This window comes from Wenyingzhuangia gracilariae, assembly GCF_056387575.1.
In genome coordinates this window covers 1,667,311-1,687,072 of record NZ_CM150748.1, presented here as the reverse complement: position 1 = coordinate 1,687,072, position 19,762 = coordinate 1,667,311, and the positions used below count along the sequence as shown (strand labels likewise).

At 30.0% G+C, this 19,762-nt stretch carries 12 protein-coding genes and 1 pseudogene; 11 read left to right on the top strand and 2 right to left on the bottom strand.

The features are described 5' to 3' along the window. The first annotated feature begins 112 nt into the window (after positions 1–112). The gene (locus ACY2IJ_RS07390; protein ID WP_476726510.1) at positions 113–1,222 is read left to right on the top strand and encodes a glycosyltransferase family 4 protein; all 1,110 of its coding nucleotides are present in this window, start codon (positions 113–115) and stop codon (positions 1,220–1,222) included. Between the two features lies 1 nt (position 1,223). Beyond that, positions 1,224–2,300: a glycosyltransferase gene (locus ACY2IJ_RS07385; RefSeq protein WP_476726509.1), complete on the top strand. Its 1,077-nt coding sequence runs from the start codon at positions 1,224–1,226 to the stop codon at positions 2,298–2,300. On the opposite strand, the pseudogene ACY2IJ_RS07380 reads toward ACY2IJ_RS07385, so the two are convergent. Next, a pseudogene (locus ACY2IJ_RS07380) lies at positions 2,297–2,881 on the bottom strand (glycosyltransferase domain-containing protein); the annotation flags it as partial. The gene ACY2IJ_RS07385 and the pseudogene ACY2IJ_RS07380 sit on opposite strands and share 4 nt — an antisense overlap. A gap of 470 nt (positions 2,882–3,351) precedes the next feature. On the opposite strand from ACY2IJ_RS07380, the gene ACY2IJ_RS07375 reads away from it, so the two are divergent. Together ACY2IJ_RS07375 and ACY2IJ_RS07370 are read left to right on the top strand one after the other, a co-directional pair. Beyond that, positions 3,352–4,443, top strand: a complete 1,092-nt coding sequence (locus ACY2IJ_RS07375) for a glycosyltransferase family 4 protein (protein WP_476726508.1) — start codon at positions 3,352–3,354, stop codon at positions 4,441–4,443. A gap of 100 nt (positions 4,444–4,543) precedes the next feature. After that, positions 4,544–5,698, top strand: coding sequence for a glycosyltransferase (locus tag ACY2IJ_RS07370; RefSeq protein WP_476726507.1), 1,155 nt, complete (start codon positions 4,544–4,546; stop codon positions 5,696–5,698). 11 nt (positions 5,699–5,709) lie between these two features. Here ACY2IJ_RS07370 and ACY2IJ_RS07365 read toward each other — a convergent pair whose 3' ends face one another. Further along, complete coding sequence (locus ACY2IJ_RS07365) at positions 5,710–6,864, bottom strand: hypothetical protein (protein ID WP_476726506.1); 1,155 nt, start codon at positions 6,862–6,864, stop codon at positions 5,710–5,712. A gap of 208 nt (positions 6,865–7,072) precedes the next feature. Here ACY2IJ_RS07365 and ACY2IJ_RS07360 point away from each other — a divergent pair, with 208 nt between their 5' ends. The 7 genes from ACY2IJ_RS07360 to ACY2IJ_RS07330 all read left to right on the top strand — a co-directional run bounded on the left by ACY2IJ_RS07360 (position 7,073) and on the right by ACY2IJ_RS07330 (position 19,754). Next, on the top strand, positions 7,073–8,911 hold the full coding sequence (locus ACY2IJ_RS07360) for an ABC transporter ATP-binding protein (RefSeq protein WP_476726505.1): 1,839 nt from the start codon (positions 7,073–7,075) through the stop codon (positions 8,909–8,911). A 37-nt stretch (positions 8,912–8,948) separates the two neighbouring features. Next, complete coding sequence (locus ACY2IJ_RS07355; RefSeq protein WP_476726504.1) at positions 8,949–9,482, top strand: L-threonylcarbamoyladenylate synthase; 534 nt, start codon at positions 8,949–8,951, stop codon at positions 9,480–9,482. Further along, positions 9,482–10,906: a CCA tRNA nucleotidyltransferase gene (locus tag ACY2IJ_RS07350; protein ID WP_476726503.1), complete on the top strand. Its 1,425-nt coding sequence runs from the start codon at positions 9,482–9,484 to the stop codon at positions 10,904–10,906. The genes ACY2IJ_RS07355 and ACY2IJ_RS07350 overlap by 1 nt, the downstream gene beginning before the upstream one ends. 182 nt (positions 10,907–11,088) lie before the next feature. Continuing rightward, a complete protein-coding gene (locus ACY2IJ_RS07345) occupies positions 11,089–13,413 on the top strand; it encodes a chondroitinase-B domain-containing protein (protein WP_476726502.1) in 2,325 nt (774 codons plus the stop codon). A 21-nt stretch (positions 13,414–13,434) separates the two neighbouring features. Beyond that, the gene (locus tag ACY2IJ_RS07340; protein WP_476726501.1) at positions 13,435–15,684 is read left to right on the top strand and encodes a heparinase II/III domain-containing protein; all 2,250 of its coding nucleotides are present in this window, start codon (positions 13,435–13,437) and stop codon (positions 15,682–15,684) included. An 8-nt stretch (positions 15,685–15,692) separates the two neighbouring features. Continuing rightward, entirely contained in the window at positions 15,693–16,070 is a 378-nt protein-coding gene (locus ACY2IJ_RS07335; protein WP_476726500.1) for a cupin domain-containing protein, read from the top strand. A 513-nt stretch (positions 16,071–16,583) separates the two neighbouring features. Then, on the top strand, positions 16,584–19,754 hold the full coding sequence (locus tag ACY2IJ_RS07330; protein ID WP_476726499.1) for a SusC/RagA family TonB-linked outer membrane protein: 3,171 nt from the start codon (positions 16,584–16,586) through the stop codon (positions 19,752–19,754). The last annotated feature ends 8 nt before the right edge of the window (positions 19,755–19,762 follow it).

Genomic DNA, 19,762 nt, shown 5'->3' with positions numbered 1-19,762 from the left:
ATACTTAGTTCTTAAAGTTTATTTAAGTAAAAAAGATTCAATATATTGGAAGCTTTCTTGTGTGCTATAATTTAGCGGTAATTTATAAGTTGAATTTTTAAAGGAAATATTAATGAGAGTAGGTTTTGATGCAAAACGAATTTTTCATAATACCACAGGTTTAGGGAATTACAGTAGAGATACGGTTAGAGTTTTAGCTAGTTGTTTTTCTGATAATTCTTATTTTTTGTACAACCCAAAACCAGGAAAGGTAAATAGGTTAGAACTAAATAAGAATATAAAGGTTTGTTTGCCTAAAAGTAAAGTTTGGCAAAAATTAAATTCCTTGTGGAGACAAAAAGCAATTGTAAAAGATTTAGTGGCAGACAAAGTAGAAGTTTATCACGGACTGTCTAATGAGTTGCCGGTTGGAATTGAAAACACAACGATTAAAACCGTAGTTACGATTCACGATTTAATTTTTGTTCGTTATCCAGAATTGTACTCTTATATTGATGGTAAAATACATTTCAAAAAATTTAAAAGAGCTGCTCAAGTAGCAAATAAAGTTATTGTAATTAGTGAACAAACTAAAAGCGATATTGTTGAGTTTTTAAAAATTTCACCAGATAAAATAGAAGTAGTGTATCAAGGATGTCATGCAGCTTTTAAACAAAATTATAGTGATAAAGAAAAAGAACAAGTTGCTAAAAAATATGAATTGCCTAGTAACTATTTGTTAAATGTAGGAACCATACAAGAACGTAAAAATTTATTGACGATTGTAAAGGCAATTAAAAACACCAATCATTATTTGGTAGTGGTGGGAAAAGAAACTAGTTACGCAGAAAAAGTTAAGGAATATATAAAGGAAAATAATATGCACAATCGTGTTTGTTTTTTAAAAGGTGTTTCTATGGAAGAATTGGCTATTATATACCAAATGGCTACCATTTTTATCTATCCAAGTATTTTTGAAGGATTTGGAATTCCAATAGTAGAAGCATTATATTCTAAAACACCTGTTATATCATCTGTAGGAAGTTGTTTTTCTGAAGCTGGTGGTCCAGATTCTATATACATAAAACCGCATGATGATTTGGCAATGCTAGAAGAAATAAATAGAATAGAAAAGGATACGTTATTGCAAAATAAAATGAAAGAACAAGGATGGAAATATGCTCAGCAATTTAACGATACGGTAATTGCCAATGCTATAATGGATGTGTATAAGGGGCTGTAATATGAAAACAATTTGTTTATTTAATTCAGAACTAGCATGGGGAGGTGGAGAGAAATGGCACTTGGAAACATCGGCCTACCTACATAATAAAAATTATAGAGTTATTGTGTACTGCCACAAAAACGGGGCATTGCGTAAAAAATTAGAAAAAGAAAACGTAGAAGTAAGATTAATATCTATTGGCAACTTAAGCTTTTTAAATCTTTTTAAAATTTTACAATTAATGTTTTTGTTCTTAAAAGACAAACCTAATGCTGTTATATACAATATCTCTAAAGATATTAAAGTAGGTGCGTTGGCCGCAAAATGGGCAGGTGTAAAAACAATTATTTACAGAAGAGGAAGTGCAATTCCGATAAAAGATAATTTTTTAAATAGATGGTATTTTAAGAATATAATTTCTCAAATATTGGCCAATTCTTACGAAACTAAAAAAACAATCAATCAGAAAAATCCTAATATGTTTCCTGAGGAAAAAATAAAGGTAATATACAATGGATTGCGTTTAAATCATTATAAGTTTAGAGAAAAAGAAGCTAAAGATATTTTTACCATAGGGAATTTAGGAAGGTTAGAATATCAAAAAAATCAAACAGCCTTGTTGGATTTGGCTGTAGTGTTAAAGCAAAAAATAACTGATTTTGAAATTGTTATAGGAGGAAACGGAAGATTGTTAGAAGAATTGAAACAAAAAGCAATAGAATTACAGGTTACAGATGTTGTTCGGTTTACAGGATATGTGAACAAGGTGAGTGAATTTATGTCTCAAATAGATGTTTTTGTGTTAACATCTCACTGGGAAGGTTTTGGTTATGTAGTGGCAGAGGCATCTTACTTTAAAAAGCCAGTAATTGCTTATGATGTAAGTAGTAATCCGGAAGTAGTTTTACATAAAAAAACAGGTTATTTGGTTGAGAAAGATAATATTGAGCAAATAGCTGAGCATGTTATCAACCTAAAAGAAAATAGAGAGTTAATAGCAAAAATGGGTGCTGCCGGAAACACTTTTGTAAAAGAAAACTTTGATGCAAAAGTTAATCAACAAAAAGTAGAAGATTATCTTTTGGAATTACTTTAATAACTTCCTCTTAGTAACTTTTTTAGTTTTACTTTAAATAGTTTACGACTAAAATTTGTTCGGTTAGACCCTAGGTTTAAAAACCAATCATTTCCTTTTACATCATTTCCGGGTAAATAGTTAATTGTAAAATTAGTTTTCCAGGCTGCATAATTACAGCTAAGTTGATCTCTACGACTTCCAGAAGTTAATTGTTGCCACCACTCGTTCATAAACTCAATCACCTTAGTGTTGTTGTGATTTCTTATAAGTACAGAACCTCTAATCAAACCATTGTTTTTAGGGTATCCTTCGGACTTGTATTGATCTAGTTGGGCTTTCATAATTTTAGGATCATCTTTATACTCGCCACGTAGTTCTCCTAAATAAAGAATATGGTCTAATTCCTTATAAATACAATCTCTAGCATCTCCAGTAATTTTATTATGATCAAAACACATAAAGAGATTGTTTTGATATGTGTTTTTTAGTAGTGCTGGGATGTCTCCAATAATTAAATAATTGGCATCAATATAAATACTAAGATCATATTCTTTAAAAAACAGATGTGGTAAAATTTTAACATATCTATTATTTCTAGTAGCATCATTATATCAGGGCTCTACTTTTCTAACTTCCCAATGTTTAGAGATGATATCTTGATAGGTTTAGCATGTATATATTACATTTTGAAAAGAAGGTTGTTTAAATAATCCAATTTTTTTTTCCAAAAATGGCTGTATATATAACTATACTCATATGTTTAATTTAAAAAGTAAACTAATTGTGGAAAGAAACAAATAATATAGTTGGTTAAACGTTATTGATGTAATATTTAGGGTGAATTTAACGCAACTTTTTATCAAATTATCCATCTATAGAATAAATTAAATAAACTTATTTTGATAGATTATGTTTTAAGGACTGAAATAATTATATGCTTTGTTTAGAGTTAGACAAGTGTTATATTTGCAGTCTTACAATTTTACATAGTGTTAATTTATTGTTAATAAAAAGCTGTTTTTTAGAGCAATAAATGTATTCAAGAAAACTATTTAGGAGTAAAGATTGAATGAAAAAGAAAAGAAAAAAAGTTTTAGTAGATTTAGAAAGGTTAAGATATGGTAATTCTGGGATTGCCAATGTTTTTAAATATCTAGCTACAGGGTTGTCTGAAATAAATGTTAACAACAAAACAGAAATAAGTTTATATGGTCCTCAAGTTTCAATAGAAAAATTAAATACAAATTTTCCTATAGTAAAAAGAGAATCTTTTCACAAATTTTTGCCTTTTTATAGTTTTAGCTATGATGTATTACATACAAGTCATCAACTTTCTTCATATTTTCATTTTAAAAGATTTTGTCAAAAAAAAATAGTGACTTTACATGATTTAAATTTTTTACATGAAAACATTTCGGAAAAGAAATATAAGAAAGAACTAAATAAAGTAAGAAAAAACTTAAAGAATGCTGATGTAATTGTTTGTATATCTGATTTTGTAAAACAAGATTTTTTAGCAAATAAAAATATGTTTTCTTTTGATGTTGAGCCTCAAGTAAAAGTAATTTATAATGGAATTGCATTTCCGGATATACATTGTAGTTATGATTTAGGAGACTTATCATTTTTAAAAAAGAAAAAATATATTTTAAATATTGGAGTTTTGTTTGCTAAAAAAAATCAATTGGCTTTGATTAAAATGCTTCCATTTATTGAAGAAGATTTAGTGTTAGTAGTATCAGGTGAAAATCAATTTTATACCAAAGAAATTCAAACAGAAATTTTCAAATTAAAGGTAGCTCATAGAGTGCATTTTTGTTATCACGTAACCGATGTACAAAAATGGGGACTGATTCAAAATTGTTACGCAATGTGTCATCCATCAACAGCAGAAGGTTTTGGAATTCCTCCTATTGAAGCAATGAGTTTTGGAAAACCAGTCTTTTTAAGCACTTTAACAAGTTTGCCTGAAATAGGTGGAGATGTAGCATTCTATTTTGATTGTTTTGAAACAGACAGTATGGTAGCTGCTTATAAAGGAGGAATGGAGTATTTTAAATCTAATTCTAAAGAAATTAGTAAGCAATTAATCCTTAGGTCAAAAGAGTTTGATTACAAAGTAATGGCTAACTGCTATTTAGAAGTATACAAATCTATTTAATTAATATTGTTTAAGTTTTTAATAAGGATTCTGTATTTATTAAATATAGATTTTAATTAATTATGAGTAGTTTTGAATCTTAAAAAATCTTTATTTTCTTATGAAAAGTTTTGGTGTCAATTATATTGGTTATTTTAATGAACCTTGTGGATTAACAGAAGCTTCAATATCTAATGTAAAAGCATTAGAAAGTGTTGGTGTTGATGTAAATGTAGTTAGTTATCTTTTTAATCATAAGAGAGATGTTTACCAAGATCAAAAGAAGGAAGATGCCAAAAAATATGGAATAAACATATTTCATGTAAACTTGGGAACTATAAAACAGTTTGTTAAGAAAGTCGGAAAAAAGCAATTTAAGAATAGATATAATATTGCTTTTTGGGTTTGGGAATTTAAAGAAATACCAGAAGATATAATTCCTTACATGGATTTATTTGATGAAATATGGACTGCTAGTGATTTTTGTGTAGAAATTTTTTCCCAAAAAGCAAATTGTCCCGTAATTAATATTCCACATCCTATTCAAATAGAACCTTCTGGGCTCAATAGAGAATATTTTGGTTTAGAAAAAAATAAATTTACTTTTTTAACAATTTTTGATTCCCACAGTGCTATACTAAGAAAAAATCCTTTTGCAGTTATAGAAGCGTTTCATAAAGCTTTTGGTAAAGAAAGTAAAGAAGCTATACTTTTAATAAAAAGTATAGGTTTGGATGATTTTCCTACAGACAAAGAAAAATTAGAATCCTATTTAAAAAGTTGTTCTAATATAAAAGTTATAAATGAAAGAGTTACAAGAAAAGAGCTAACAGGATTGATAGAAAATAGTGATTCTCTAGTATCACTTCATAGATCCGAAGGATTTGGCTTAACAATGGCAGAAGCAATGTATTTTAAAAAACCAGTAATTGCTACAGGTTATTCTGGAAATATGGTTTTTATGAACACTACAAACAGTTTTCCAGTAACATATGTTTTAAAACCTTTAGAAGGAAGTCATGGGATGTTAAAAAAAGGGTTTATTGCAGCAGATGCTAATATAGAAGATGCTTCTGTTAAAATGAAAATAGTTTTTGAAAACAGTCTAAACGTTAAGCAAATTGTTGTAAGTGGACACAAAACAATTTCAGAGAATTTGTCATATATAGCTATAGGTACTAGAATGAAAAAAAGATTGTTAAATGCTAAAATTCCTGTAAGAAGAAAATTGTTTCAAAATTTAAGATGTATGTTTACAAATTTTAAAAAACAATAAATACCTAATCTTTATTGTTTTTTAAAGAAGCTCTTATATAAAATTTTGAATATCTTTTTTTTAGAGGTTGTCAATGTTTTATATTTATCTTCTAAACTTATTAATTGTTTCTGTAGTTGATCAATAGATGAGTTAAGGTTGCTTAATAGTGCTTCATGTTCTTGCCAAGGTATTGTAGATTCTAAGTCTAAAATATATTTAAATCCCCAATACGTATTTCTTATAGGTCTAATATCAATTGTATCAACGACTAAATGTTCTATTAAATTCTGGTTATCATTATAAAATAAGTAATTCCAAAAGTTGTCATCCATTGTATAGGGAATACTTTTAGAATCTTCAGAAATATATAAATTAGAAAATTGAGTAACTTTTTTGTCAAAAAAACATGCTTCTTTAGCAACGCTTGAAGATACGGTAACAACATGTTCTATAGCATCAGAACTAAGGAGTTTATAGATTTCCATATCAGTGTTAATAATATTTATAGCAGTTGAAATTTTTTCGTTATTTTTTTTTGAAAAAGGGTGGGGTTTGTAATATATATTTTCATAATCAGAGGCTATTTTGATTATTTCATCAAAATAATCATCTAAATTTGTAAATTGCTTTCCATTCCATACGGATAAGTCGGATTCTACTTGACCTACTAAAAGTATACTTTTAGGCTTTATATTAAGAATTGGAGCTTTGTTTTTTACAAGGTGTTTTACATAATTAGCTTGTTGTTTGTAATAATTATAAGCTTTATTGTAGCAATTATTTATTTTTATTTGTAGTTCATTATTATTAGAACTTAAACAAAACGTTTGCCTATTAGAGTATCTTAAAGGACTAAAGTAAATGAAAAGTATTTTAGGATGAATTGAGTTTAATATTTGCCGAGTTTCCATTGTACATTCAAATGCTATAATACAATCAAAAGAAGTAATATTATCTTTTAAATATCCAGATATTTTATCAATGCATTCTTTTTTAAGAGCCGTAGAATACGCTTTTTTAGGTAAATATTCTTTAATACTTGAAGTATTAGGATTTAAAATATCATTTATTTTTGTAACAGTATTACTTCTACTGGAAAACCATAAATCAGCTAACCAATCATGGTTTGTGGGCAAATGATTTACAGGATGTTTAAATATATCTGTTAAAAATAAAATGTTCATATCTAAAATATTTAAAAAGCAATTAAAAGACTGCAATATGCAAAATTTAAATATAAGGCGATACTTGGTTAATAAAGAAATAAAAATATTTAGAAATTAAATTAATCTTAAAATTGTATGAGTAATTCAGATTTTAACTCGATTAGGGAGTTATAAATCCTAGTTACAACAATAAAATATATAAATTTGCACGATAAATAATTTATGAATGAAAAACCTAAGACATTTTTTTAAATATCTAGCTCCATATAAGTTTAATTTTTTTTCAAGTATTTTTTTTAATTTTTTATATTCTTTTTTTTCGGCATTGTCTATGTTATCATTAATGCCTGTAATGAATGTATTATTTAAAGAAACGGAAAAAGTTTATGAAAAACCTGTCTTTAAAGGTTTTGGAAGTTTGAATAAAAATAGTTTAGAAGATTTTCTTAATTACTTTATAACCACAAATACACAAGAAAAAGGTGCTTTTAGTACTCTAATATGGATGATGATCTTTATGATTGTAGCATTCTTTTTAAAGAATTTGTTTGCTTATTTATCTATGGTGTATATGACCTATTTAAACAATGGGGTGTTAAAAGATTTAAGAAACGATGTTTATAATAAAGTTACCTCTTTAAATGTTTCTTTCTTTTCAGGAGAAAAAAAAGGTGACTTAATATCTAGAATGACTGCTGATATTACAACAATAAAATCATCGTTTATGAATGCGATAATGATGATTGGAAGAGAACCCTTAACGTTATTGTTTACACTAGGAGCAATGTTATGGATTAGTTGGAAGCTAACCATTTTTGTTTTGGTTTTTTTACCCATAGCTGGTTTTTTAATTTCAAGATTAGGTAGAACGATTAAAAGTATTTCAGGAGATATTTTTGCAATGGAAGGAAATTTACTTTCTAAAATAGAAGAAACTTTAGGAGGAATAAAAATTATCAAAAACTTTACAGCAGAATCTTTTTTTAAGAACAAATTTAAATCTCAGTCAGAAGAAATTAATTATATGAACAATGTAATTGGTGCTAGAATGGCTATGGCAGGTCCACTAAGTGAATTTTTAGGAGTCTTTACAATTTCAATTTTATTTGTTTACGGAGGAACTTTAGTTCTAATAGAGGAAAGTTTAACAGGTGGAGCCTTTATTACCTACATGGGATTGGCTTATCAAATTTTAACTCCGGCAAAAGCAATGGCCAAGGCAAGTCACGCAATTCAAGGAGGAAATGCAGCATCAGAAAGAGTACGTTTTATTTTAGATGCTATAAATCCTTTAAAAGATAAAGAAGGGTCTAGAGTGATTAGTGGATTTAATAAAGAAATTAAATTTGAAAATGTATCTTTTAAATATGATAACGAATACGTATTAAAAGATTTTAATTTAACTGTTCCTAAAGGAAAAACAATCGCTTTAGTAGGAGAATCTGGAAGTGGAAAATCTACCTTAGCAAATTTAGTGACTAGGTTTTACGATGTGAATGAAGGTCGTATTACATTTGATGGTATAGATATTAAAGATGTAACTACAAAATCCTTAAGAAGTCAAATGGGAATTGTAGCTCAAGACTCTATTTTGTTTAATGATACAATTGCTAATAATATTTCTCTAGGTGTTGATAACGCATCCGAAGAAGATATTATACATGCTGCTAAAATAGCTAATGCACATAATTTTATTACAGAATTTGAAAATGGATATCAAAGTAATGTTGGTGATGGTGGAAATTCCTTATCAGGAGGGCAACGACAAAGAGTTGCCATTGCTAGAGCGGTTTTAAAAAACCCTCCTATCATGATTTTAGACGAAGCAACTTCTGCTTTAGATACGGAATCAGAAAAAGTAGTTCAAGATGCTTTAGAAAATATGATGGTAAATAAAACATCAATAGTAATAGCTCACAGATTATCTACTGTTAAAAATGCCGACTTAATTGTAGTCATGAAAAAAGGTAGAATTGTAGAGCAAGGAACACACAAAGATTTAATAGCTCAAGGTGGAATGTATTCTAAATTAGTAAGTTTACAATCTTTAGATATTTTAAACTAAATCATTAAGTAATAATGCTTAGTAATTAATTAAGAGAATGTTGTTTGATAAAAATAAAACATTTTTGTATCCAACTGATACTGTTTGGGGGATTGGTTGTGATGCTACAAATGAATTTTTAGTAGCTAAAATTTATAAAATAAAACAAAGAGAAGAAACAAAAAGCTTAGTAATACTTGTTGATTCTTTAGAAATGTTAAAAAAATATGTAGTTAAAGTTCCTAATAAAGCTTTGGAAATTTTAAAAAACGCAACCAATCCTACCACCATAGTTTACGATCACCCAATTGGAATTGCCAAAAATGCCATTGGTAAGGACAATACAATAGCTATTAGAATTGCATCGGATGATTTTTGTAAAAAAATGATTCAAAATTATGGTAAACCTATCGTATCTACATCTGCAAATATCAGTGGAGATCCTACACCTAAACAGTTTTCCGAAATAAACCCAGCTATTTTGAATGCAGTAGATTATGTAGTAGATTTGCACCACGATAAAATTTGTGAAAAATCCTCGACAATCATCAAGGTCACAAATCAAAATCAGGTAACCGTAATAAGACCTTAATGCGAATTTTAGAGAACTACAACACAGCAATTCAACATCCCGTTTTTGAATACATTACAAAGGCCGCAAAAGATTTACAGGTAGATGCATACGTAATTGGTGGTTTTGTGCGCGATTTTATTTTGGAACGCGGAACTGCTAAAGATATTGATGTAGTTGCTATTGGGAGCGGAATAGATTTGGCTTTAAAAGTAGCAGACTTACTACCCAATAAACCCAAAGTACAAGTTTTTAAAACTTATGGAACGGCTATGTTAAGATATCAAGACATAGAAATTGAGTTTGTAGGAGCTAGAAAAGAATCTTATTCAGAAGACAGTAGAAATCCACAAGTAGAAGAAGGTTCTTTAAAAGACGATCAAAATAGAAGAGATTTCACCATAAACGCAATGGCAATTTCTCTAAATCACAATTCATTAGGAGCCTTATTAGATCCTTTTAAAGGAATTGAGGATTTGCAAGCAAAAATAATTAGAACTCCTCTAGATCCAGATATTACTTATTCTGATGATCCTTTAAGAATGATGAGAGCCATTCGTTTTGCCACACAATTAAATTTTCAAATAGAAAAAAAATCTCTACAAGCCATTCAAAAAAATGCAAAAAGATTAAAAATCATTACTCGTGAAAGAGTCATGGTAGAGATTAATAAAATACTAGAAGCACCCGTACCTTCCATAGGTTTTTTACATTTAGAAAAAACTAGTTTGTTGCAACAAATTCTCCCAGAATTAACCGACTTGAAAGGAGTACAAGAAGTAGAAGGACAAAAACATAAAGACAATTTTTATCACACGTTAGAGGTGGTAGATAACATTTCTAAAAATACCGATGATGTTTGGTTGCGTTGGGCTGCTTTGTTGCACGATATAGGAAAGGCACCTACCAAACGATTTTCTAAAAAAGTAGGATGGACGTTTCATAACCACGAATTTGTGGGATCAAAAATGGTGTATAAACTTTTTAAAAGATTAAAGTTGCCATTAAATAATAAAATGAAATTTGTTCAAAAAATGGTGTTGTTAAGTTCTAGACCTATTGTGTTGGCTTCTGAAGTTACAGATTCTGCCATTCGTAGATTAGTGTTTGATGCAGGTGACGATATTGATAGTTTAATGACCTTGTGCGAAGCTGATATTACCACTAAAAATCCTACCAAATTTAAACGTTACCACAACAATTTTAAATTGGTTAGAAATAAAATTAAAGAGGTAGAAGAAAGAGATAGAGTACGAAATTTTGAACCTCCTGTTTCTGGAGAAACCATAATGAAAACATTTGATTTAAAACCGTGTAAAGAAATAGGTTTGATTAAAGATTATATTAAAGAAGCTATTTTAGATGGTGTTATTGCCAACGACTACCAAGAAGCTTATCAACTAATGATCAAAAGAGGAGAGAAACTCGGATTAAAAGTTAAATAACAACAACATTATATATTATTACAAAAAGTCAAAGAGATACTCTTTGGCTTTTTTTGTTGATATAATAGCAATAAAATACATGTTTAGTTGTCGTTTTATTATAAAATGTGGGGTAATATTTTTTTTTATGGAACAAATTAAATACATTTGGTAAACCAATTTGGTGAACCAATATAAAAGTTATGTGTAAAATAAAATATTTCTTAGTTGTAGCAAGTGTAATGCTATTGTCATGTGTATCCAAAAAATCTAACAATTTTGCAATTGTAAAAACAATAGAAGAATTTCATCAAAAAGTAGCAAATGCCAAACCTGGTGATGAAATTGTATTGGCAAACGGAGTATGGAAAAATGCAGAATTGTTGTTTGAAGCAAATGGAACGTCAGAAAATCCAATTGTATTAAGAGCAGAAGAAAGTGGAAAAGTAACTTTAGAAGGAAATTCTGATTTAAGAATTGCAGGTAGTCATTTAGTGATTAAAGGATTGGTTTTTAAAAACGGATTTACACCAACTACAGAAGTAATTTCTTTTAGAAAAGATAGCAAAACATTGGCAAATAACTGTAGGATAACAGAGTGTGTAATAGATGCGTATAACAATCCAGAAAGACACGATACTGAAACTTGGTTGGCATTGTACGGAAAAAATAATCGTGTAGATCATAACCATTTACAAGGTAAAAACACAAAAGGAGTAACCATGATTGTTCGCTTAAACAGCAAAGAAAGTCAAGAAAACAATCATAGAATAGATCATAATTATTTTGGACCAAGAGCCGTGTTGGGAGCAAATGGAGGAGAAACTTTACGTATAGGTACAAGTCACTATTCTTTAACAAACTCTAAAACCATTGTAGAAAATAATTATTTTGATAGATGTAATGGTGAGCATGAAAATATTTCAAACAAATCATGTCAAAACGTTTACAGAAACAATGTTTTTTATGAGTGTAGAGGGACGTTGACCATGAGACATGGAAACGAAACCTGGGTAGAAGGGAATGTGTTTATAGGGAATGGAAAAGCCTGTACAGGTGGAATAAGAGTTATTAACGGGCAGCAAACAGTTGTAAATAATTACGCAATTGGTTTAACAGGAAATAGATTTAGAGGTGCATTTGTAATTATGAACGGTGTGCCCAATTCAAAAATTAATCGTTACCATCAGGTAAAAGATGCTAGAGTTGTAAACAATACATTTATAAATTGTGACAATGTGCAATTGTGTGCTGGTAGCGATGCAGAAAGAAGTGCCATTCCAGAAAGTTCTATTGTGCAAAGCAATATCTTTTACCATGTAACCAAAAACAATGTTTTTAAAGCATATGATGATATTAGTGGAATTTCTTTTGCAAATAACATTATTAGTCCCAACATAAAACCCTTAACTCAAAACGGATTTAAAAAAGAAGAGTTGGAGTTGGTAAAAAATAAATTAGGCTTGTTAGTTCCAAAAGACACCACGTTAACTGCAGGTGCCACAATCAAAGAAATGGTTTCTAAAGCAGAAACAGGAGTTTCTTGGTATCCAAAAAAAGATAAAGATGTTGCATTTTCATCAGGAAAAACAATTAAAGTAAAGGGAGGGTTAAATACTTTAATAAAAGCTGCAGAAAATAGCCAAGCAGGAGATGTGTTAGAGTTAAATGAAACAGATACTTATATTGTAAATAAAACAATATCGGTAAAACATCCATTAACTGTAAAATCTTCTGGAGCTAAAAAGCCATTAATTCTTTTCGAAAAAAAGGTATTGTTCCAAATTCAAAACAACGGAGCACTACAATTATATAATCTACAAATTGATGGTAAAAATTCACCAGACGATACGGGAAACTCTGTAATCTCTACCAGTAAATATTCTATGAATACCAATTACAAATTGTTTGTAGATAAATGTGATTTCGTAAATTTAGATATCAACTATGCTTTTGATGCAATCAAGGTTTATAAAAATACATTTGCAGATACCATTTGCATTACCAATTCTAAGTTTAGCGATGTTACAGGGTCTATTATGGCTTTAGATAAAGAAACAGATGATATTGGAATTTACAACGCAGAATATGTAATTTTAAAGAACAACATTTATAAAAATGTAGGAGGTACAGTTCTTAATCTATACAGAGGAGGAACAGACGAAAGTACTTATGGACCTTTCTTAGAGTTAGAAAACTCAGTTTTTGACAATGTGGGGAATAATAAAAGAAACAAAGCAAAATCTGCCATTACATTATACGGAGTTCAAAAAGTAGAAATTAAAAACAATATTTTTAAAAATAGCAAAGGTGTAAACATGCATTTGGTAGTTGGAGAGCCTGTAGTAGAAGTTTACAATAATAATTTTTACAAATCGGGAGATTTGAACATTACAGGAGATCAAAAATACGATGTACAAAATGTTTGGGAATTAGATCCTAAATTAACCAATGATTATATGTTATCTGCTTTGTCACCATTAAAAAATAAAGGAACAAATCAGCAAGATTTAGGAATTCAACAATAATAACAGCCAAAATTCAGCAGTATGAAATTGAAGTACTCAATAGTTATAATACTAGTTTTTATCAGCTTTTTAGGAGTTCAATCTTTAAAAGCTCAAGAACATCCTAGTTTAATTTTAACAAAATCAGGAGTTCAAAAAATTAGACAAGAACTAGGGAATGTACCTCTTTTTGATAAAAGTTTGGCTTTGGTAAAAGCAGAGGTAGATGCAGAAATTGAGTTAGGAATAGAGACTCCAATCCCTAAAGATTATTCTGGAGGATATACGCACGAGAGACATAAAAGAAATTTTTTAATGTTACAAAAAGCTGGAGTATTGTTTCAGATTTTACAAGACGAAAAGTATGCTGTTTACGTAAAAGATATGTTGTTTCAATATGAAAAAATGTACAAAGATTTACCAGTTCATCCACAAACAAGATCTTATGCTAGAGGAAAATTGTTCTGGCAATGCTTAAACGATTCTAATTGGTTGGTATATGTAAGTCAGGCTTATGATTGTGTGTATGATTGGTTGTCTAAAAAGGAACGAAAAAAACTAGAAAACAATTTATTCAGACCTTTTGCAGATTACATTTCTGTAGACAATCCACAATTTTTTAACAGAGTGCACAATCATAGTACATGGGGAAATGCAGCTGTTGGTATGATTGGTTTGGTAATGAATGATGAAGAACTAATAGAAAGAGCTTTGTACGGAATAAAAGATGATGGATTGCAAGTTGGAGCCAAAGACAATGATGGAGGTTTTATAAAAACAGAAGGTCAAAAGGCGGGTTTTTTAGCCAATATAGATGAACCATTTTCTCCAGACGGATATTACACAGAAGGTCCTTACTATCAACGTTATGCAATGTATCCTTTTTTGGTGTTTGCAGAAGCTTTAGAAAATGTAAAACCAGAACTAAAAATATTTGAATTTAAAAAAGGAGTGCTGTTAAAATCAGTAAATGCATTGTTAAATTTAACAGATGCGAATGGAAATTTTTTCCCATTAAATGATGGGCAAAAAGGAATGTCTTATTATTCTAGAGAATTGGTAACAGCTGTAGATGTAGCATATTTTTATGGAGGTCTAAATTCGCAATTATTAAGCATTGCTCAAAAGCAACAAAAAGTATTGTTAAGCGATGCTGGTTTGGCTGTAGCATTAGCTATTCGTCATCACAAAGCAGTACCATTTCAAAAAAAATCCATCAACTTATCAGATGGGCCTAACGGAAAACAAGGCGGAGTAGGTGTGTTGCGTTACGGAAATGAAGATTTAACCTTGGTATTTAAATATGCAGCACAAGGATCTAGTCATGGGCATTATGATAAACTTTCGTATTCTTTATACGAAAAAGCAGATGAAGTAATTCAAGATTATGGATTGGCAAGATTTGTAAACATAGAACAAAAAGGAGGTGGTAATTATTTAAAAGAAAACAAAACATGGGCCAAACAAACCATTGCTCATAACACCATTACACAAAATCAACAATCTCACTTTAAAGGTAAATATGAAATAGGGAGTCAACATCATTCCGATTTAGTTTTTTATGACGATAGCCATCAAAATATACAAATAATTAGTGCTAAAGAAAGCAATGCATATACAAACACGGTATTGCATAGAACTATGGCAATTATTAAAATTCCCAATTTAACTAAGCCTTTGGTGTTAGATCTTATGAATGTAAATTCCAAAGAACGCAACCAATATGATTTGCCAGTTTATTTTAACGGTCAAGTTATTAGTACCAATTTTAAATACAACCTACCCCAAGTATTAAATCCTTTAGGTACAAAAAACGGATATCAGCATTTATGGTTAGAAGGAAAAGGAGCTCCTAAAGAAAACAATAGCAAGGTAACGTTTTTAAATAAAAATAAATTTTACACATTAACTTCTACTGTGCAAGCAAATGATGAATTGTTATTTACCAGAATTGGAGCCAATGATTCTGAGTTTAATTTAAGAAGAGATGCTGGTTTTATGATTAGAAGAAATAATGAATCAAATACCGTTTTTGCATCTGTTATAGAACCTCACGGATCTTATAGTTATGTGTCAGAATTTTCGGTAGATTCTAAAAGTCATATTGTAAATTTAGAAGTAATACATAACAGTAACAATTATACGGCAGTACGTTTTACAACTACACAAGGTGTAATGGCCACTTTAATTGTAGCCAATAATACGGTAAATAAAACAAAGCAGCATTCATTAAAAATTAACGATAAAATGTTCCATTGGAAAGGAGTGTATCATTATCAACAAACAAAATAAATTAAAAAATGAAACGATTTAGTGAAAAGTACGTCATTACCAAAGAAATGGATTGGGAAGAGCTTGGCGGAGGAGTATCAAGAAAATTTCTAGGGTATGATAATCAAATTATGATGGTAAAAGTAAAGTTTGAAAAAGGAGCTTTAGGATCTCCACATCAACATTTTCATACACAAGCAACTTATTGTGTATCAGGAAAATTTGAATTTGAAATTGATGGTGAAAAGAAAATTGTAGAAGCCGGAGATGGAGTGTATATAGAACCTAATTTGCTGCACAGTGCCATTTGTTTAGAAGAAGGAATTCTTATTGATACGTTTAGTCCTGTAAGAGAAGATTTTTTAAGTGGAAATGGAGTGTCTTATTTTGGCGATAAAAAATCCTAGTACTTTTGAAAAGTAAGGTTAAAAATGACCACAGAAACATATAGTAATTAATTTTATGTTCTAGAACTATTGAAAGTTAATTACTTATGAAATTTAAATTTAAAACCAAGTTAAACTAACACATACTTATAAGTATGTGTTTTTTTTTGATTTTTTCATAATAAAACACAATAAAAGTTGTTAATAATGTTTTTAATATATATATTTGGTAAACCAAACTGGTAAACCAATAAAGCTAATAAATCGTATAATCTTAAAAATCACTAAATTATAGTATGAAATAAACGAACAAAATAAAAAAAGGATGGGTGCACGCCCATCCTTCTAAAAGGGAAATTACTTCATTCTCACAGGAAGTAAATTCTAAAGTATGTAAACGGTAGTAAACACACATCCACAAAAGTAATCATTTTTATTTATGTGCTGTGTGTTAAAAAAGAGGAAGAAAATTTGTTTTCAATAAAACATCTAGATCCTCAAAAATTATGATTAATTAACTTAATACTAACACAAATGGAACTAAAGAAAATTTTAACACTAACAGCACTATTGTTTTTTAACATAGCTGTTTTTGCTCAAGAGCAGTTTAATCTGACAGGACTTGTTTTGTCTAGTACAGATGGTGTGCCAATCCCCGGAGCTACGGTGGTTATAAAAGGATCTTCTAAAGGAACTATTTCAGATTTTGACGGTAATTATCAATTAAGCGTTAAAAAGGGAGATGTTTTAGAAATTTCTTTTATTGGTTACGAAACGAAATCGATTTCGATAGGAGACGAAACAAAAATAACAATACAATTAGATGAGAGCTCATCTCAATTAGATGAGGTTGTAATCGTAGGATATGGAACTCAAAAAAAATCACACTTAACAGGAGCTATTTCAAAAGTATCAAACGAAAAGTTAGACCAAATTGCTGTCTCTAGGGTAGATGATGCCTTAGTAGGTCAAGTATCTGGTGTAAACATTCAAGCTACAGATGGAGAAGCAGGAGCTGCTCCAACAATAAGCATTCGTGGTGTAGGTTCTATGTCTGGAGATTCTACTCCTTTAGTTGTGGTTGATGGAATTATAGTTGATTCAGATTTTTTAGGGTCATTAAACATGAATGATGTAGCTTCTTTTGAAATTTTAAAAGATGCAGCTTCTTCGTCTATATACGGATCTAAAGGAGCTAATGGAGTAATTATGATTACCATGAAAGATGGTGTTGTTGGTAAAACAAAAATTAGTTACAACTCATATATTGGTTTTAAAGAAGCCAGAAAAAGCGATAAATATGAATTTTCAATTGCAGAAACAGCAGCAGCAGAAACCGCATATTATCAAGCTTTAGAAGCAAATGATCCTGCAGCTTTTGCAGCCTTAGGACACAGAGCAGAAAATGGAGGAATCTACTTATCAGATAGAACAAAATACAAGCAATTAGTAGGTATTGATCGTTCTTGGCAAGATGTAATTTTTGATGGAGGAACCATTAAAAGTCATTCATTATCTATTAGAGGAGGAAACAAAAAAACAAAATATGCAACAAGTATCAATTACTCAGATGATGAAGGGGTTTTGTTAACAGATAATTTTAAAAAATATGGATTAAGATTAAAGTTAGACAGTAAACTAAACGATAAAGTTTCGGTAGGAGTAAACTTAAGTCCATCTTTTACCAAAAGAAGACGTTTTGACGGTTCTACACACGATATTTTAAGACAAACCAATTGGTTACCAGTGTATCACGATGAAAATACCATTCAATATGTAGACAGAGGAGTGTATCCAAATGTACAAATTGGAGATTATGCATTCCAACGTCATTTTGATAATTATGATTTGTACGGAGATGCTAGTACCTTGGTAGATATTAGTAACACATCTAACACCAACCCTGCTGCTAAAATTTTAGAGCGTGAACGTTATGATGATAAGTTTAAAATGTATGGAAGTGTTTACGGAAGTTACGATATTTTTAAAGGATTAAACTTTAAAACTACCTTATCAGGATCTTACCAAGACACGCAACGTTCAAGATGGCAAGGTACAGAGTCTAACAGAAACGGTGCTTCTGCAGCTCAAATGAACGAAATTTCTCAAAGAGAATTGTATGTAATTTCTGACAACTTTTTGAATTACAATACAACAATAAATAAAGTACACGATGTTAGCGCAACTGTAGGTATGGTTATAGAATCTAGAGATTATTCTTATTCTTCTATTTCAGGAACAGGATACACCAACGATGATGTGAAAGAAATTACCAATGCTTCTATTATTAGTGGAGCAGATGCGTTTGAGTGGCAAAAAAGAGGAATATCATACGTGTCTAGATTTAACTATGCATATGACAATAAGTATTTAGCATCGCTTAGTTTAAGAAGAGATGGTAGTTCTATTTTCGGATCAGATTACAAATATGGTAATTTCCCTGCTGCTTCTATTGGTTGGAATGTTTCTAACGAAAACTTTATGGAAGACAACAACGTAATTAACAGATTAAAATTAAGAGCAAGTTACGGGGTTACAGGTAACGACCGTTTAAATACAGGAAGTGTAGATCCAGATGTAAGTAGTAGTTCAAGCAACTTGTCTACAGGAAACCTTTTGGTAGATTATTACCCTTCTTTATCCTTATTACAGTCTAATACAGCAGTTGTAGATGGGGCTATTACTCCAGGTTTTGCTCCTTTAAATATTGCAAACCCTGAATTAAAATGGGAACGTTTGGTAGAAGTAAACCCAGGAGTTGATTTTGGATTGTTAAACAACAGAATTTCTGGATCTATTGATTGGTACCAAAGAACAAGTGACCAATTGTTGCTAGACAACCCAATATCTTTTACAACAGGTTTAGAAAGCGCTTTGGTAAACTTAGGAAAAGTGAAAAACGAAGGTTGGGAGTTTGAGTTGAGAACTAAAAACATAGCATCAGAAAAATTTAGCTGGAACTCTACATTAATTGCAACAACCAATAAAAACACATTAGTTGATTTTGCAGATTCAGACGGTCAAATATCTAGTGTAGACTCTAAAAGAGCTTCAGAGTGGATCAATTTAGAAGGACAACCTATCTCTACATTCTACGGATGGGTAGTAGATAAAGATATTCCTGCAGAATATTTGGCAAATCCATTTCATCCAATTGGAGCAGAGGCTCAAGATGTATATGTAAAAGATTTAAACGGAGATGGAATTATTGATGATGAAGATAAAGCGGCTTTAGGAGACCCTTATCCAGATTTGGTTTGGAGTTTTACAAACGAATTTAAAATAGGACAAGTAGATGTAAGTTTTATGGTGCAAGGATCACACGGAGCTGAAATTAGAAACATGGGAGATCAATATATTTTTAATCACTTTAACAGTGCACAAGATTTTATAGCATCTACTCCAAATCAAGAGTTTATCAAGCAAAAGATTTTTACAGATGATATCATTCAAGATGCTTCTTACTTGGCTTTGCGTAATGTAAACATAGGATACAACTTTCCTAAAGATTTCTTATCAAAGTATAAAATAGAAGGATTAAGAGTATATGCAACAGGTCAGAACTTAGTATATCTAACAGCAGATAATTATACAGGATTTAACCCAGAATCTATAGATAGAACCAGTCCAACAAGCTACGGATATCAACGTGCAGGATCACCTATCTTCAGAACAATTTCGTTTGGTTTAAATCTAGATTTCTAAAACTTAAA

What these genes read in the sequence shown, in the direction of transcription:
- ACY2IJ_RS07390 (WP_476726510.1), top strand. Translation starts at nt 113, where the DNA reads ATGAGAGTAGGTTTTGATGCAAAACGAATTTTTCATAATACCACAGGT.
- ACY2IJ_RS07385 (WP_476726509.1), top strand. Translation starts at nt 1,224, where the DNA reads ATGAAAACAATTTGTTTATTTAATTCAGAACTAGCATGGGGAGGTGGA.
- ACY2IJ_RS07375 (WP_476726508.1), top strand. Translation starts at nt 3,352, where the DNA reads ATGAAAAAGAAAAGAAAAAAAGTTTTAGTAGATTTAGAAAGGTTAAGA.
- ACY2IJ_RS07370 (WP_476726507.1), top strand. Translation starts at nt 4,544, where the DNA reads ATGAAAAGTTTTGGTGTCAATTATATTGGTTATTTTAATGAACCTTGT.
- ACY2IJ_RS07365 (WP_476726506.1), bottom strand. Translation starts at nt 6,864, where the DNA reads ATGAACATTTTATTTTTAACAGATATATTTAAACATCCTGTAAATCAT.
- ACY2IJ_RS07360 (WP_476726505.1), top strand. Translation starts at nt 7,073, where the DNA reads ATGAAAAACCTAAGACATTTTTTTAAATATCTAGCTCCATATAAGTTT.
- ACY2IJ_RS07355 (WP_476726504.1), top strand. Translation starts at nt 8,949, where the DNA reads ATGTTGTTTGATAAAAATAAAACATTTTTGTATCCAACTGATACTGTT.
- ACY2IJ_RS07350 (WP_476726503.1), top strand. Translation starts at nt 9,482, where the DNA reads ATGCGAATTTTAGAGAACTACAACACAGCAATTCAACATCCCGTTTTT.
- ACY2IJ_RS07345 (WP_476726502.1), top strand. Translation starts at nt 11,089, where the DNA reads ATGTGTAAAATAAAATATTTCTTAGTTGTAGCAAGTGTAATGCTATTG.
- ACY2IJ_RS07340 (WP_476726501.1), top strand. Translation starts at nt 13,435, where the DNA reads ATGAAATTGAAGTACTCAATAGTTATAATACTAGTTTTTATCAGCTTT.
- ACY2IJ_RS07335 (WP_476726500.1), top strand. Translation starts at nt 15,693, where the DNA reads ATGAAACGATTTAGTGAAAAGTACGTCATTACCAAAGAAATGGATTGG.
- ACY2IJ_RS07330 (WP_476726499.1), top strand. Translation starts at nt 16,584, where the DNA reads ATGGAACTAAAGAAAATTTTAACACTAACAGCACTATTGTTTTTTAAC.